Raw genomic sequence first — 15,760 nt, 5'->3', positions numbered from 1 at the left:
TTATACCGGCCATGAAGCACTATAAAAACTTAACCGAACTGCACCGCGAGAACGGCTTCCCTGCACCCGAGAACCCGCTTTTCAGCGCCTATCATTGCAACCAAAGCTGCGCCATTGGCAACCGCGAGTTCACCAGCGATTTTTATATGATCGGGTTTAAAAAGATCAAATCGGGAGTAGTGCTCTACGGCCGCACCCGGTACGATCATGAGGCCGGCTCCATGATGTTCTTTAAACCCCGCCAGGTTATTGAAATGAAGAACCTTGAGTTTGAAGAAGACGGTTTCCTCATGTTTATCCACGAGGACTACCTCAACGGCCATCCGCTGCATGCCGAAATCAAAAAGTATCACTACTTCGATTACGAAACAAATGAGGCATTGCACCTCTCGCCACGCGAAGAGAAAACCACCTGGGAACTCTACAACATCATCGAAGCCGAGTACAACAACAACCAGGACGAGTACAGCCGCGAAATTATCCTCGCCAATGTAGATACCATGCTCAAATACGCGCAGCGCTTTTACAAAAGGCAGTTCATCAACCGGGCCGAGATCTCCGGCAAAACCGTTACCCGCTTTAACCAGGAGATTAGCAAGTACGCCTCCGCCGGGCTGCTGGGCGTAAAGGGCCTACCCTCGGTACACGATATGGCCGAACGCCTCAACATTTCCCCCGGCTACCTTACCGATGTGCTGAAACAGGAAAGCGGCAAAACCGCGTTGGAGCATATCCACATCTATCTCATCTCTGAAGCCAAAAACCGCCTGCTGGGCGAGGATCTGTCGGTATCAGAAATTGCCTACGAATTAGGTTTCGAGAACCTGTCGTACTTTTCCCGCCTCTTCAAAAAAGAGGTAGGTATCAGCCCCAATACTTTTAAAAAGCAGATGTTGAATTAGGTTCTTTTTTAATCCCTCCCTTGGGAGGGGCGCACCGGGATGTGATTGGGAGGAGGGGTTTGCCTCTATGCAGTACCGTTAGCCACCGTCCCGTATCCCCAAGCCATTGTTTAAGCCTTTTATTTCTCGTATGTTAAAGATAGCCTTTGTAAAAAGCCAAAAAAGTTTACAAAAGTTAACACATTTTTAAGTGTAAACTTTTAATTAATTGATAATCAACTAATTGATATTTTAATGGTTAACACAGACTTAGATGCTTTTTGCCGGTAGGTTAATTAGCCCGTGGGCCTTCCGCCCGGTCAAGTGTCTATGCCACTCACTCCGCATAGTCAGGCCCCGCTGCCACAAGCCGGGGACGCTTGCGGCAGCGGCGGTAGGTGGATGGAACCCATACCCTTTACAATTCAGTAACTTCCTCATTACAACCAGGCAATAAATTTAATCGGTAATTCATAATTACTATACTTGCATAATATTTAATTACTGATTTTATTATGAGATTTAACCTGATGGCCGGCTGTGCGCTGGCGATGATGGCCGTTTGCAGCGCTGCTCATGCACAGCAAACGCAACCAACCCCCCCGGTTTCTAACTACAATTACCACGATGCTTTCGCGCCTTTGTTCTATACCAAAAATGGCAGCGAATTCCGTGCGGCGGATGGCCAGCCGGGCCCGAAATACTGGCAAAACCGTGCCGATTACCAGTTAGCCGCCCACCTGGACGACCAAACTAACGAAATTACCGGTACAGAACTGCTTACTTACACCAACAACAGCCCCCAAAGCCTTGGCTTTTTGTGGATGCAGCTGGATCAGAACCTGTTTAAGTCAGATTCGCGCGGTACAGCCATTATCCCGCCAAGCGGGAGCCGCAACGGTGGCCGCGGCCAAATGCCCGATGGTGGGTATAAGATCAAGTCGGTAAAAGTTGCTGGCGTAGATGTAAAATATGCTATCAACGATACCCGGATGCAAATCTTCCTGCCCGAATCGGTAAAGCCAAACGGCGGCCAAATAAAATTGAATATAGAGTACTCTTACATCGCGCCTGAGTATGGTTCGGACCGTACCGGTATCCTGAATACCAAAAATGGCAAAATATATACCATTGCCCAATGGTACCCGCGCATGTATGTGTATGATGATATTATGGGCTGGAACGCCCTGCCGTACACAGGCCCAAGCGAATTCTACCTGGAATACGGCGATTTCGACCTGAGCATTACCGCGCCTGCCAACCACATTGTGGTAGCATCTGGCGAGTTGCAAAATCCAACTGAGGTGTACACTGCCGAGCAACAAAAACGTTGGGCAGCAGCTGAGAAAAGCGAAACAACCGTTATGATCCGTACTGCGGATGAGGTTACCAACGCGGCATCGCGCCCGGCAGGTAAAAAAGAACTGACCTGGAAATTCAAGATCAAGAACGCGCGTGATGTATCATGGGCATCATCAGCGGCATTTATTGTAGATGCAGCCAAAATGGATCTGCCAAGCGGCAAAAAATCCATCGCTATCTCTGCCTACCCGGTAGAAAGCAATGGTAACGATGCCTGGGGCCGCTCTACCGAGTATGTGAAAAAATCTATCGAGTACAACTCGCAAAAATGGTTCGAGTACCCTTACCCGGCGGCTACCGCTGTTGCAGGTATTGTGGGTGGTATGGAGTATCCGGGCATTGTATTTTGTGGTTACCGCGCCAAAAAAGCCCAGCTTTGGGGCGTTAACGACCATGAGTTCGGCCACACCTGGTTCCCGATGATCGTTGGCTCAAACGAGCGCCTTTACGGTTGGATGGACGAAGGTTTCAACACTTTCATCAACACCCTTTCATCTGCAGATTTTAACAAAGGCGAATACGCACCGCGCAAAATAGATATGCAGCGCACAAGCAATACAATTACCAACCCAACGCTGGAGCCTGTATTGAGCAACCCGGAGAACCTGAAGGAAGCCAACAACGGCATCCTGCTTTATTTTAAGCCGGGCATGGGCTTAACCATGCTGCGCGAGCAGATCCTGGGCCCCGAGCGTTTCGATTTCGCTTTCCGTACCTATGTAGCGCGCTGGGCATTTAAACACCCAACCCCGGATGATTTCTTCCGCACCATGGAAAACGCATCGGGCGAAAGCCTGCAATGGTTCTGGAGAGGCTGGTTTGTAAACAACTGGCGTTTGGATGTTGCCGTAAACGATGTAAAATACATCAATAACGATCCTTCTAAAGGTGCTTACATCACGCTTACCAATATGGAAAAAATGGCTATGCCAACGCCTTTGGAAATAAAGTTCAAAAGCGGTAAAGTTGAGCGTATAAAATTACCTGTAGAAATATGGGAACGTAACAGCAGTTTTGTAGTGAAATACAATTCTACCGAAGAAATAGAATCTGTTACCTACGACCCTGATAAAACAATGCCGGATTATAACCCGGATAACAATGTCTGGAAAAAGCAATAAACAACACAAACCCGGTTAACAGCCGGGTTTTTTGTTTGCTTAAACGTTAAAAATGCAAACCTTTACAGGCATAAGCAAGTTAAACACTTATACACCCCGCCGCCATGAAAAAGATATTTACCCTTATAACAGTTATTTTACTTTCTACCGGCCTTGCCAGCGCGCAGGACGTTTTAAAGGGAACGGTTTACGAGAACGGCACCAATGTAAAACTCGATAACGTGTTCATCCGCGATAACAACAATAAGCAGATAACGCTTACCGATAAAAATGGCGATTTCAGTATCAAAACAACTACGGGGCATATATTGGTATTTACATCGCCCGGGTACAACCCCGATACACTGTACCTGGTGGATATGCGGCTTAAGAAGGTGATGCTAAGTCCGCAATTCATCGCACTGAACCAGGTGAACGTTCGGTCTACCCGCCTTGCGTTCGACCCGAGGAAAGAATACCCCGACGTATATAGCAAAAGTAAGGTGTACGCTTTTTCGCCATCTACCTGGTTTAGTAAAGAGGGGAAGGATGCCCGCCGCTTAAAAAAATTCTTTCAGCGCGAAGCACAGGAGCGGCATGTGGATGAAGTATTCAGTAAAGCTTATGTGGGCAGTTTAGTGCCGCTAAAAGGGCAGGAGCTGGAGAATTTTATCACCCTATACCGCCCAACCTACGCTTTTCTACGCAGCAATAATGCAGAATCCATAGTGGCGTATGTTAGCGATAGTTACAAAAAATTCCAGGCGCTGCCGGCAGATAAGCGCACGCTGCAGCCCCTTACTACTCCGTAAACAACCTTAGTTGTACAAGAGGCAGCAAAATGTAAAAAGTAGTGCCCTGTTTTTTACACTGTTGAACGAGGTTTAAGCCGATAAATAATTTAAAATATTGTATTTCAGATTTTAAAACAAATTACTACCTTTGCCATCCCTGAAAGGAGGTATTTGGGATTATGATCATTATCAACGTAAAAGACGGCGAATCATTAGATAAAGCATTAAAACGCTTCAAAAAGAAATTTGAGAAAACAGGTGTATTAAGAGAACTGCGCAGTCGCCAGGCTTTCGAAAAGAAATCTATTACTCGCAGGCACGAAATTAAGCATGCCATCTACAAGCAGAATATGAATATAGAAACTGTTTAATTTTTCTACGGAAAGAATTTTAAACATTTTCTTGTCAACATAAAAAAACTATTTGTACATTCAAATCCTTGGGTGTATAAATAGTTTTTATGTTTTTAGGCAAGTTTATACAGTATATACAATACGAAAAGCGGTACTCTCCGCACACTGTATCCGCATACCAGTCGGACCTGGAGCAATTCATGCGCTTTCTGAACCCTCCGGGCGAAGAAACAACCATCACACACCCTTCCGAAATTACCCATCACGACATCCGTAACTGGATGGTAGCCGATGAAGCCCTGGCCCCGCGCAGCGTAAACCGGAAGCTGGCCACCCTGCGCAAGTACTTTAAGTTTTTATTGCAGGAAGGGGATATCATGGTAAACCCAACATCGCGCCTTACCGGGCTTAAAGCACCAAAGAATTTGCCCACCGTAGTGGACGGAGCCAAACTCACCAACATGCTGGATGATTACAGCGGCCTCACTTTTAGCAGCGACTTTGAAGGTATCCGCGATAAAACCGTTATCGAACTCCTTTTTGGCACCGGCATGCGCCTTGCAGAAATTGTTGGGGTAAAAGAAGCAGATATAAATTTTTACGAAAAAACCATAAAAGTTTTAGGTAAACGCAACAAGCAGAGGATAATACCTCTGAATAACGAGTTGGTAACCCAACTGAAGGCCTACATAACGGCGAAGGAAAATGAAATTTTTCATAACAATTCCTTAACCTTTCTCGTTACAACTAAAGGCGATAACGTATATCCGAAGCTTATTTATTTAATAGTGCAGAAATACCTCTCTAACATATCAACCCAGAGCAAAAAGAGCCCCCACGTGCTGAGGCACACCTTTGCAACAACATTGCTAAACAACGGCGCCGATCTGAACGCCATTAAAGAACTTTTGGGCCATGCTAACCTAAGCGCAACCCAAATTTATACACATAATTCAGTTGAACGTTTAAAGTCTATTTACAAACAAGCCCATCCAAAGGGTTAAAAAGGAGGAAAAATGAAAATTACAGTGCAATCAATTCACTTTACAGCAGACCAGAAATTGCTGGATTTCATCCAAAAAAAGGTTGACAAGCTGGAGACATTTTATGACCACATTATTAGTGGCGAGGTTTATTTAAAACTGGAGAATGTAAAAGACGAAGCAAATAAGATAACGGAGATAAAACTGCTGCTGCCAGGCAACCAGATCTTTGCTAAAGAGATGTGTAAAACTTTTGAAGAGGCTACAGATGCCGTGGTTGAAAGCCTGCGCATGCAGATAGAGAAGCATAAAACTAAAAAAGCGATAGCTGCCGAAGCTGCTAAAAAAGCAGTACTGTTATCGGCAGAAGACGATTTTTAACATTATAAATAGGGATAAACAATTTCCGCGATCGGCAGGTGAGAACCTGCCGATTTTTTTGTGGGTGTTACAACAGGCAAATGCCTTACAGTATAAATTGTTATACTTGTTAAGTAATTATTTTGTTATGAAAAATGCAACTCAAGTACAGCCTTTGAGCGACGCCCAAATTATGGTTTACAAATAGTTGAGGAACAATATGACGAAGATGACCTGGGAGATCTGCGACGTTTGCTATTGGAGTTTAACAGTGACAAAATGCAAAAGCATTTAAATAAACTGTTACCGAAAAAGATTATCAGCAAGACGATTTTGAAGCGATACTTCGGCAACGTTTTTGAAAACACTGCTAAACAGTCTTTCAATCTCAAAACAAACTATAGATCCTCCCTCAAAACGACATTTTTTTGCTTAATCTCACCCTTTCCTGGTTTGGGAAATTCATTTCAAGCTTTCGTTCAAGCAATTATTCAATCCCATTACAAAGCCAAAATTTAATTAATTCAGTGTGTTTTAAGCCTCTATATTTTTTTTGAAAAATAATTTTGTGGGGCTTTAAATTTTTGTAGATTTGCAATCCGTTTCAGAGAGGCTTTTAACGCAGCCAATCGAAGGAAAGGGAATGGTTCTTTAAAATAAAAAATAGCGCAATATTAATTTGCCGCCAATTTTGGGAAAGCTACAGGTGAGTACTACAAATTGGTAACAATTAAGCCTCCTTAGCTCAGCTGGTAGAGCGACTGACTTGTAATCAGTAGGTCATTGGTTCGATCCCGATAGGAGGCTCTGTTTATTTCGGGAGTGTAGTGTTTAGCTTCAACTTTGAACATTATTAATTCCCGGAATCAACAATTGGGGGGATACCAGAGCGGTCAAATGGGGCGGACTGTAAATCCGCTGCTTCGGCTACGAAGGTTCGAATCCTTCTCCCCCCACATATTAAGTAGGCAGTTTGCGGTTATCAGTTAGCTTTGTTAACGGATAGCGGTGAACTGCTGACTTGATTAAAAAGGTTTACGGCTTGAGAAGCTCGGCACGCAGGCAACTGCTAACTGAAAACTGCCAACTGAAAACTGAATAAGCGGAAGTAGCTCAGTTGGTAGAGCGATAGCCTTCCAAGCTATAGGTCGAGAGTTCGAACCTCTTCTTCCGCTCGGTTGGTTCAATGGTTAATTAGTTCAATGGTTCATTAGTAACTAATTATATAAGACCAATGAACTGATGAGCAAATGAACAAAAACAAGCCGACGTAGCTCAGGGGTAGAGCACTTCCTTGGTAAGGAAGAGGTCATGGGTTCAAATCCCATTGTTGGCTCATTATATTAATAGAGTATAATACATTTTAAAGTATAAATTAACCTACAAACAAATATAAATCATGGCAAAAGAAAAATTTGACCGCAGTAAACCGCACTTAAACATCGGTACTATCGGTCACGTTGACCACGGCAAAACAACCCTTACTGCAGCTATCACTAAAGTATTAGCTGATGCAGGTTTATCAGAAGCTCGTTCATTCGATTCAATTGACTCAGCTCCTGAAGAAAAAGAACGTGGTATAACTATCAACACAGCGCACGTTGAGTACTCAACTGCAAACCGTCACTACGCTCACGTTGACTGTCCAGGTCACGCGGATTACGTGAAAAACATGGTTACTGGTGCGGCTCAGATGGACGGTGCAATTATTGTTGTAGCTGCTACAGATGGTCCAATGCCACAAACTCGTGAGCACATCCTATTGGCTCGCCAGGTAGGTGTACCTTCATTGGTTGTATTCATGAACAAAGTGGATATGGTTGATGATCCAGAATTATTAGAATTAGTAGAAATGGAGATCCGCGAACTATTATCGTTCTACGATTTCCCAGGTGATGATATCCCGGTTATTCAAGGTTCGGCCTTAGGTGGTTTGAACGGCGATCCACAATGGGTTGGCAAAATTATGGAATTGATGGATGCTGTAGATAGCTACATCCCTATCCCTCCGCGTTTAACTGAATTGCCTTTCTTGATGCCTGTTGAAGATGTATTCTCGATCACTGGTCGTGGTACTGTTGCAACTGGTCGTATCGAGCGTGGTGTTATCAACTCAGGTGAGCAAGTAGACATCCTTGGTATGGGTGCTGAAAACTTAAAATCAACCGTAACTGGTGTTGAGATGTTCCGCAAGATCTTAGATCGTGGCGAAGCAGGTGATAACGTAGGTTTATTGTTACGTGGTATTGAGAAAACTGATATCCGCAGGGGTATGGTTATTTGCAAACCAGGTTCAGTTAACCCACACACAGATTTCAAAGCAGAGGTTTACGTATTATCAAAAGCTGAAGGTGGCCGTCACACGCCGTTCTTTAACAAATACCGTCCTCAGTTCTATTTCCGCACAACAGACGTTACAGGTGAAATCAGCCTGGCAGAAGGTGTAGAAATGGTTATGCCTGGTGATAACGTTACAATCACTGTAAAGTTGATCAACGCTATCGCAATGGAAAAAGGCTTACGTTTCGCTATCCGTGAAGGTGGAAGAACAGTAGGTGCCGGCCAGGTAACTGAAATTTTAAAATAATTTCTTACCCTTAAATGGGTAGCAAAACGGTTAATTTTTGTGTAAAGTACCGGAGCTTTTGCTTCGGTACTTTATTCACAATATAAGTAACACACAAATTTCCTCAGGGAGATTTAATAATACACGGGAATAGTTCAACGGTAGAATAGAGGTCTCCAAAACCTTTGATCAGGGTTCGAATCCTTGTTCCCGTGCTTAAGTATTAATAAATATGGCTGGCGTAGCTGAGTATATAAAAGAATCATACATCGAGTTGACCGAGAAAGTAACCTGGCCAACATGGAAAGAGCTGCAAAGCAGTGCAGTGTTGGTATTGGTGGCTGCTATGATCATAGCTATGGTGATTTTTGGTATGGACCAGATCATCGGTTATGTACTTAAACAGTTTTACACATCGTTAGCCTAATTATATATAATAGATGAGCGATCAAACTAAATGGTACGTAGTTAGGGCTATCAGCGGTAAAGAAAAAAAGGTAAAGCAATACATTGATGCCGAAGTAAACCGCTTAGGCATTACTCACCTTGTACCGCAGGTATTGATCCCTACAGAGAAATATTACCAAATGCGCGACGGTAAGAAGATCGCTAAAGAGCGTAACTATTTCCCTGGTTATGTATTGATGGAGGCCGCCCTTGATGGCGAATTAGAGCACATCATTAAAAACATTAACAGCGTAATTGGTTTCCTTGGCGATAAGCAAGGTAATGCTATCCCACTTCGCCAGGCAGAAGTTAACCGTATTTTAGGTAAGGTTGATGAGATGAGCGCACAGGGCGAAACCATGAATGTACCTTATTACGTTGGCGAGGCCGTTAAAGTAATGGACGGGCCTTTCAACGGTTTTAGTGGTGTGATTGAAGAAGTGAACGAAGAAAAAAAGAAACTAAAGGTAATGGTAAAGATTTTCGGGCGACGTACGCCGCTTGAATTGAATTACATGCAGGTAGAGAAAGAATAATAGTATCAGGTATTTAGTATCAGGTATCAAGATAAGCTTGGTAGATACACATAATAAGATACACAAAGATAATGGATGATAGCAGGAGGTAAAAAGTCTAAATACTTGATACTAACTACTTGATACCAGACTACAAAATGTTACTTAGCTTCCACTTACTAACATTGAGTTATAATTAAAACAAAGTAAAATGGCAAAAGAAGTCGGTGCGATGGTAAAGCTACAGGTAAAGGGCGGCGCTGCAAACCCATCTCCACCAATTGGCCCAGCATTGGGTGCAAAAGGTGTGAACATTATGGAGTTTTGCAAGCAGTTCAACGCACGTACCCAGGATAAAGCTGGGAAAGTGTTGCCGGTGCTAATTACTGTTTATGTCGACAAGTCTTTCGAATTTATTATCAAAACCCCTCCGGTAGCTATACAGCTTTTAGAAGCAACAGGCTTAAAGAGTGGTTCGGCAGAGCCCAACCGTAAAAAAGTTGCCAATGTAAATTGGGAACAGGTTGAAACTATTGCCAAGGATAAAATGGTAGACTTGAATGCATTTACAGTAGAATCAGCCATGAAAATGGTGGCAGGTACTGCCCGCAGTATGGGAATCACCGTATCAGGTACGGCTCCCTGGAACTAAATTGATCCGGAACATCGGGATCAAAAATTAATTAATTTATACAAATCAGTTTAAGACAGTGGCAAGATTAACAAAAAATCAAAAAGCGGCACTATCCAAAATTGAGGCGAACAAATCGTACTCATTAGAAGCAGCATCAGCTTTGGTAAAGGAATTAACCTTAACCAAGTTTGATTCATCTGTTGATATTGATGTACGTTTAGGTGTAGATCCGCGTAAAGCCAATCAAATGGTGCGTGGTATTGCAACCTTACCTCATGGAACCGGAAAAACTGTACGTGTATTAGTGCTTTGTACTCCTGATAAGGAACAAGAAGCAAAAGATGCAGGTGCGGATTTTGTAGGTTTGGACGAATATATTGCCAAGATTGAAGGTGGTTGGACTGATGTCGATATTATCATAACCATGCCAAGTGTTATGGCTAAAGTTGGTCGTTTGGGTCGTATTCTCGGTCCACGTAACTTAATGCCAAACCCTAAATCAGGTACAGTAACGCCAGAAGTTGGTAAAGCTGTAACTGAGGTAAAAGGTGGTAAGATCGATTTCAAGGTTGATAAAACCGGTATCATCCATACCTCAATAGGAAAAGCGTCTTTCTCTGCCGATAAAATTTACGAGAATGCATTAGAAGTATTGCAAACTATCTCTAAATTAAAACCATCAGCAGCAAAAGGTACATATTTTAAGAGTATACATATCTCTTCTACAATGTCGCCGGGTATAACAGTTGAAACTAAATCAGTAGCGGGAATTTAATCATGAATAAAGAAGAAAAATACGACTTGGTTCTTGCTCTTACTGAGCAGATGAAAGAGTATGGTAATTTCTATATTACTGATACTTCTGATCTGACGGTTGCAAAAGTTAACAATATCCGTCGCCAATGCTTTGATGCTGATATCACCATGCAGGTAGCAAAAAATAGCTTGATCAAAAAAGCTATGGAAGCAGCCGGAGGCGATTTCAGCCCGATATACGATGTATTAAAAGGTTCATCATCAATCCTTTTTTCTAAATCAGCAACTGCCCCGGCAAAGTTGATCAAACTATTAAGGAAAAAAAGTGATAAACCAATTTTAAAAGCAGCGTATATTGATTCAGCGATATTTGTTGGTGATGACCAATTAGATACCCTGACCAAGCTAAAATCAAAAGAACAATTGATTGGCGAGATAGTAGGCTTACTGCAATCACCGGCAAAGAACGTTATTTCTGCATTACAATCAGGCGGAAATATACTGGCAGGTGTTGTAAAAACATTACAGGAAAGAGGTTAACGAACACCTCAGTTAAAGTTCGATTTAAACAAAAAAGCATTAAGTAAAAATTAAAATAAAAATGGCGGATTTAAAAGCGTTTGCTGAACAGTTGGTAAACTTAACAGTAAAAGAAGTAAACGAATTAGCTCAGATATTAAAAGATGAGTACGGTATCGAGCCAGCTGCTGCAGCTGTTTCTGTTGCTGCTGCTCCTGCTGGTGGCGATGACGCTCCAGCTGCTGAGGCAGTTCAAACTGCATTTGACGTTATCCTGAAAGAAGCAGGTGGCGCTAAATTAGCAGTTGTTAAATTGGTAAAAGATCTTACAGGCTTAGGTTTGAAAGAAGCTAAAGATTTAGTTGACAGTGCACCTAAAGAGGTTAAAACTGGCGTAACTAAAGAAGAAGCTGAATCTCTGAAAAAACAATTAGAGGAAGCCGGAGCAGTAGTTGAGGTTAAATAATTTAACCCACACCAAATAGCATCAGACTCCGACCGTTTTAGGTCGGGGTCTATTGCTGTTTATATTGGTCAGATTTGAGACGTGAGATATGAGATATGAGATCTCGCGTTTAATTTTAAAAGGCACGGATTCCATGCTGTCTCAAATCTCACATCTAAAATCTCATATCTAATACAGGTTTAATAAACTAAAATTATAATACCTTGGCAAACAATAATAACCAAAGAGTAAACTTTGCAACCAGCAGAAAGGTACTTGATTACCCCGACTTTCTGGATGTTCAGTTACAATCTTTCCAGGAATTTTTTCAATTGGAAACCACGTCAGACAACCGCTACAAAGAAGGGTTGTTTAAAGTATTTGCCGAAAACTTTCCAATATCAGATTCAAGGAACATCTTCGTTTTGGAGTTTCTTGATTACTTTATTGATCCGCCACGTTACGATATACGCGAGTGTATTGAACGCGGTTTAACTTACAGTGTGCCATTAAAAGCAAAACTTCGCTTATCATGTAACGATGCTGAGCACGAAGATTTTGAAACCATTGTGCAGGATGTTTATTTGGGTACCATCCCTTATATGACACCTAAAGGTACATTTGTTATTAATGGTGCCGAGCGTGTAATTGTATCGCAGTTACACCGTTCGCCAGGTGTGTTCTTTGGCCAAAGCCGCCACACCAACGGTACAAAATTATACTCTGCCCGTGTTATCCCTTTCAAAGGATCGTGGATTGAGTTTGCTACAGACGTTAACAACGTGATGTATGCATACATTGACCGTAAAAAGAAATTCCCGGTTACAACCTTGCTTCGTGCAATTGGCTACGATTCTGATAAAGATATATTAGAATTATTTGAGCTGGCTGATGAAGTAAAAGTTAGCAAAAGTGGCCTGAAGAAATTCATCGGTCGTAAGCTTGCTGCAAGGGTGCTTAAAAAATGGGTAGAAGATTTCGTGGATGAGGATACCGGTGAAGTGGTATCTATCGACCGTAACGAGATCATCCTTGAGCGCGAAACCGTTTTGGAAGACGACCATATTGATATGATCATTGATGCAGGTGTTAAAACCATCATCCTGAACAAGGAAGATGCTGCCACCAGCGGTGATTATACTATTATATATAACACTTTACAAAAAGATACTTCGAACTCGGAGAAAGAAGCGGTGGAGCATATCTACCGACAGTTGCGTAACGCCGAACCACCTGATGAGGAAACTGCACGTGGTATCATCGATCGTTTATTCTTCTCTGATAAAAGATATGACCTGGGCGATGTGGGCCGTTACCGTATCAACCGTAAATTAAAGCTGAACACCTCTGATGAAACTAAGGTTTTAACCAAGCAGGATATCATCGCGATTGTTAAGTACCTGATCAAATTAATTAACTCAAAAGCTGAGGTGGATGATATTGATCACTTGAGCAACCGTCGTGTTCGTACTGTTGGTGAGCAGCTTTACGCACAATTTGGTGTAGGTTTAGCGCGTATGGCACGTACCATCCGCGAGCGGATGAACATTCGTGATAACGAGGTGTTCACACCGACTGACCTGATCAACGCGCGTACACTTTCATCGGTGATCAACTCGTTCTTCGGAACAAACCAGTTATCACAGTTTATGGACCAAACCAACCCACTGGCAGAGATCACGCACAAGCGTCGTCTGTCAGCCCTTGGGCCCGGTGGTTTGTCACGTGAGCGTGCCGGTTTCGAGGTTCGTGACGTACACTACACCCACTACGGTAGGTTATGTACTATCGAAACTCCGGAAGGACCGAACATTGGTTTGATCTCTTCACTTTGTGTACACGCTAAAATTAACAACTTAGGCTTTATCGAAACCCCGTACAAACGTGTGGTTGATGGTAAAGTACAGGTTGACGAGGCTGTTATCTATTTATCTGCCGAAGATGAAGATGGTAAAACCATAGGCCAGGCCAACGCGCATTACGATGATAAAGGTGTATTTGCTTTACCAAAAGTAAAAGCACGTTTTGAAGGTGACTTCCCTATTATCGACCCGGAGAAACTGGATCTGATGGACATCGCTCCAAACCAGATCACGTCTATCGCGGCATCGTTGATTCCTTTCCTGGAACATGATGATGCTAACCGTGCCTTGATGGGTTCTAACATGCAACGCCAGGCTGTACCATTGTTACGCCCTGAGGCACCAATTGTAGGTACAGGTTTGGAAGGCCGTGTAGCAAAAGACTCTCGTACTCTTATCAACGCCGAAGGCGATGGTGTGGTTGAGTATGTTGATGCTAACGAGATCAAAATTAAATATGACCGTAACGATTTGGATCGTTTGATCTCTTTCGATGGCGATACACGCAGTTACCTGTTAACCAAGTTTAAGAAAACCAACCAGAGCACTACCATCAACTTAAAGCCGATTGTTAAAAAAGGTCAAAGGGTTACTAAAGGTGAAGTGCTTTGCGAAGGCTACGCTACACAAAACGGCGAGCTTGCATTGGGCCGTAACCTTAAAGTGGCATTCATGCCTTGGCAAGGTTACAACTTTGAGGATGCGATTGTAATATCTGAGCGCGTTGTGTCTCAGGATATCTTTACATCATTGCACGTTGAAGAGTTTGAGCTTGAAGTACGCGATACCAAACGTGGTGAAGAAGAGTTAACACCGGATATCCCTAACGTTTCTGAAGAAGCTACTAAGGACCTGGATGAAGACGGGATCATCCGTGTAGGCGCCGAGGTTAAAGAAGGCGACATCCTGATCGGTAAGATCACCCCTAAGGGAGAATCTGACCCTTCACCGGAAGAAAAACTACTGCGTGCCATATTTGGTGATAAAGCAGGCGACGTTAAAGATGCATCGTTGAAAACTCCGCCGTCTATCGCGGGTGTTGTTATTGATACCAAATTATTCAGCCGTGCTAAGAAAACCACTAAGGCAGAAGAAAAAGCACAGATTGAGAAGCTTGATGTTAAACATGATAAAGCTGTAAAAGATCTTAAAAACACGCTCATCGAGAAGTTATTTGAGATAGTGAACGGTAAAACATCACAAGGTGTTTACAATGTTTACAAGGAGTTGTATGTAGCTAAAGGTGTTAAATTCACTCAGAAAATTCTGACTGAACTGCACTATGAGAACATCAACCCAACCAAGTGGACCACTGATGACGATAAAAACGACCAGATAAAAACTTTGCTTCACAACTATAACATTAAAGTGAACGAAGAACTTGGCGCTTACCGCCGCGATAAATTCGCGATCAGCGTGGGTGATGAGTTGCCATCAGGTATCGTACAAATGGCTAAAGTTTACATTGCTAAAAAGCGTAAGCTTAAAGTGGGTGATAAAATGGCGGGCCGTCACGGTAACAAAGGTATTGTTGCACGTATTGTACGTGACGAGGATATGCCTTTCTTAGAAGACGGCACACCGGTTGATATCGTGTTGAACCCACTGGGTGTACCTTCACGTATGAACCTGGGCCAGATCTATGAGACTGTATTGGGCTGGGCCGGTAAAGAGCTGGGCATTAAATTCGCTACTCCAATTTTTGATGGTGCGAGCCATACCGAAGTGGAAGAGTGGGTTAAGAAAGCAAACTTACCAGAATCGGGCCGTACTTACCTGTACAATGGTTTAACCGGCGATCGTTTCGATCAGCAGACAACTGTAGGTATTATCTACATGCTTAAACTGGGCCACATGGTTGATGATAAAATGCACGCACGTTCTATCGGGCCTTACTCACTTATCACACAACAGCCGTTGGGTGGTAAAGCACAGTTTGGTGGTCAGCGTTTTGGTGAGATGGAGGTTTGGGCACTGGAAGCATTTGGTGCATCAAACATACTGCAGGAAATATTAACCGTTAAATCGGATGATGTTATAGGCCGTGCCAAAACCTACGAAGCTATTGTTAAAGGTGAAAACCTGCCAACACCATCAGTTCCGGAATCATTCAACGTATTGGTTCATGAATTAAGAGGTTTAGGTTTGGATATCACGTTAGAATAAGTGTAAAGTTTAAAGTT

At 42.9% G+C, this 15,760-nt stretch carries 14 protein-coding genes and 5 tRNA genes; all 19 read left to right on the top strand.

Annotation, left to right across the window (positions count from 1 at the left end; genetic code table 11):
• Positions 1-11: 11 nt before the first annotated feature.
• The 19 genes from EPL05_RS02585 to rpoB all read left to right on the top strand — a co-directional run bounded on the left by EPL05_RS02585 (position 12) and on the right by rpoB (position 15,743).
• Complete coding sequence (locus tag EPL05_RS02585; protein ID WP_128531941.1) at positions 12-902, top strand: helix-turn-helix domain-containing protein; 891 nt, start codon at positions 12-14, stop codon at positions 900-902.
• Positions 903-1,396: 494 nt separating this feature from the next.
• A complete protein-coding gene (locus EPL05_RS02580) occupies positions 1,397-3,364 on the top strand; it encodes a M1 family metallopeptidase (RefSeq protein WP_128531940.1) in 1,968 nt (655 codons plus the stop codon).
• Positions 3,365-3,468: 104 nt separating this feature from the next.
• A complete protein-coding gene (locus EPL05_RS02575; protein ID WP_128531939.1) occupies positions 3,469-4,155 on the top strand; it encodes a peptidase associated/transthyretin-like domain-containing protein in 687 nt (228 codons plus the stop codon).
• Positions 4,156-4,316: 161 nt separating this feature from the next.
• Positions 4,317-4,508, top strand: a complete 192-nt coding sequence (gene rpsU / locus EPL05_RS02570; protein WP_128531938.1) for a 30S ribosomal protein S21 — start codon at positions 4,317-4,319, stop codon at positions 4,506-4,508.
• 89 nt (positions 4,509-4,597) lie between these two features.
• Positions 4,598-5,494, top strand: a complete 897-nt coding sequence (locus tag EPL05_RS02565; protein ID WP_128531937.1) for a tyrosine-type recombinase/integrase — start codon at positions 4,598-4,600, stop codon at positions 5,492-5,494.
• A gap of 12 nt (positions 5,495-5,506) precedes the next feature.
• Entirely contained in the window at positions 5,507-5,854 is a 348-nt protein-coding gene (gene hpf / locus EPL05_RS02560; protein WP_128531936.1) for a ribosome hibernation-promoting factor, HPF/YfiA family, read from the top strand.
• A gap of 713 nt (positions 5,855-6,567) precedes the next feature.
• A tRNA-Thr gene (locus tag EPL05_RS02555) sits at positions 6,568-6,640 on the top strand.
• Positions 6,641-6,708: 68 nt separating this feature from the next.
• Positions 6,709-6,789 (top strand) — tRNA-Tyr (locus tag EPL05_RS02550).
• 146 nt (positions 6,790-6,935) lie between these two features.
• Positions 6,936-7,008, top strand: a tRNA-Gly gene (locus EPL05_RS02545).
• Positions 7,009-7,097: 89 nt separating this feature from the next.
• Positions 7,098-7,169, top strand: a tRNA-Thr gene (locus tag EPL05_RS02540).
• A gap of 63 nt (positions 7,170-7,232) precedes the next feature.
• The gene (tuf, locus tag EPL05_RS02535; RefSeq protein ID WP_128531935.1) at positions 7,233-8,420 is read left to right on the top strand and encodes an elongation factor Tu; all 1,188 of its coding nucleotides are present in this window, start codon (positions 7,233-7,235) and stop codon (positions 8,418-8,420) included.
• Positions 8,421-8,543: 123 nt separating this feature from the next.
• Positions 8,544-8,614: transfer RNA gene (locus EPL05_RS02530), tRNA-Trp, on the top strand.
• 17 nt (positions 8,615-8,631) lie between these two features.
• Positions 8,632-8,826, top strand: coding sequence for a preprotein translocase subunit SecE (secE, locus tag EPL05_RS02525; RefSeq protein WP_128531934.1), 195 nt, complete (start codon positions 8,632-8,634; stop codon positions 8,824-8,826).
• Positions 8,827-8,839: 13 nt separating this feature from the next.
• Positions 8,840-9,382, top strand: coding sequence for a transcription termination/antitermination protein NusG (gene nusG, locus EPL05_RS02520; protein ID WP_128531933.1), 543 nt, complete (start codon positions 8,840-8,842; stop codon positions 9,380-9,382).
• Positions 9,383-9,572: 190 nt separating this feature from the next.
• Positions 9,573-10,013: a 50S ribosomal protein L11 gene (gene rplK, locus EPL05_RS02515; protein ID WP_128531932.1), complete on the top strand. Its 441-nt coding sequence runs from the start codon at positions 9,573-9,575 to the stop codon at positions 10,011-10,013.
• A gap of 58 nt (positions 10,014-10,071) precedes the next feature.
• Positions 10,072-10,770, top strand: a complete 699-nt coding sequence (rplA, locus tag EPL05_RS02510; RefSeq protein WP_128531931.1) for a 50S ribosomal protein L1 — start codon at positions 10,072-10,074, stop codon at positions 10,768-10,770.
• Between the two features lie 2 nt (positions 10,771-10,772).
• The gene (gene rplJ / locus EPL05_RS02505) at positions 10,773-11,291 is read left to right on the top strand and encodes a 50S ribosomal protein L10 (protein WP_128531930.1); all 519 of its coding nucleotides are present in this window, start codon (positions 10,773-10,775) and stop codon (positions 11,289-11,291) included.
• Positions 11,292-11,352: 61 nt separating this feature from the next.
• Positions 11,353-11,736, top strand: coding sequence for a 50S ribosomal protein L7/L12 (gene rplL / locus EPL05_RS02500; RefSeq protein ID WP_128531929.1), 384 nt, complete (start codon positions 11,353-11,355; stop codon positions 11,734-11,736).
• 203 nt (positions 11,737-11,939) lie between these two features.
• Complete coding sequence (rpoB, locus tag EPL05_RS02495; RefSeq protein ID WP_128531928.1) at positions 11,940-15,743, top strand: DNA-directed RNA polymerase subunit beta; 3,804 nt, start codon at positions 11,940-11,942, stop codon at positions 15,741-15,743.
• Positions 15,744-15,760 lie beyond the last annotated feature (17 nt).

Source organism: Mucilaginibacter gilvus (assembly GCF_004054195.1).
GTDB lineage: Bacteria > Bacteroidota > Bacteroidia > Sphingobacteriales > Sphingobacteriaceae > Mucilaginibacter > Mucilaginibacter gilvus.
This window is presented reverse-complemented; position numbering and strand designations above follow the sequence as displayed.

Bases quoted from the DNA above. Each gene is read 5' to 3' on its own strand.
- EPL05_RS02585 (WP_128531941.1), top strand. From the start codon at position 12: ATGAAGCACTATAAAAACTTAACCGAACTGCACCGCGAGAACGGCTTC.
- EPL05_RS02580 (WP_128531940.1), top strand. From the start codon at position 1,397: ATGAGATTTAACCTGATGGCCGGCTGTGCGCTGGCGATGATGGCCGTT.
- EPL05_RS02575 (WP_128531939.1), top strand. From the start codon at position 3,469: ATGAAAAAGATATTTACCCTTATAACAGTTATTTTACTTTCTACCGGC.
- rpsU (WP_128531938.1), top strand. From the start codon at position 4,317: ATGATCATTATCAACGTAAAAGACGGCGAATCATTAGATAAAGCATTA.
- EPL05_RS02565 (WP_128531937.1), top strand. From the start codon at position 4,598: ATGTTTTTAGGCAAGTTTATACAGTATATACAATACGAAAAGCGGTAC.
- hpf (WP_128531936.1), top strand. From the start codon at position 5,507: ATGAAAATTACAGTGCAATCAATTCACTTTACAGCAGACCAGAAATTG.
- tuf (WP_128531935.1), top strand. From the start codon at position 7,233: ATGGCAAAAGAAAAATTTGACCGCAGTAAACCGCACTTAAACATCGGT.
- secE (WP_128531934.1), top strand. From the start codon at position 8,632: ATGGCTGGCGTAGCTGAGTATATAAAAGAATCATACATCGAGTTGACC.
- nusG (WP_128531933.1), top strand. From the start codon at position 8,840: ATGAGCGATCAAACTAAATGGTACGTAGTTAGGGCTATCAGCGGTAAA.
- rplK (WP_128531932.1), top strand. From the start codon at position 9,573: ATGGCAAAAGAAGTCGGTGCGATGGTAAAGCTACAGGTAAAGGGCGGC.
- rplJ (WP_128531930.1), top strand. From the start codon at position 10,773: ATGAATAAAGAAGAAAAATACGACTTGGTTCTTGCTCTTACTGAGCAG.
- rplL (WP_128531929.1), top strand. From the start codon at position 11,353: ATGGCGGATTTAAAAGCGTTTGCTGAACAGTTGGTAAACTTAACAGTA.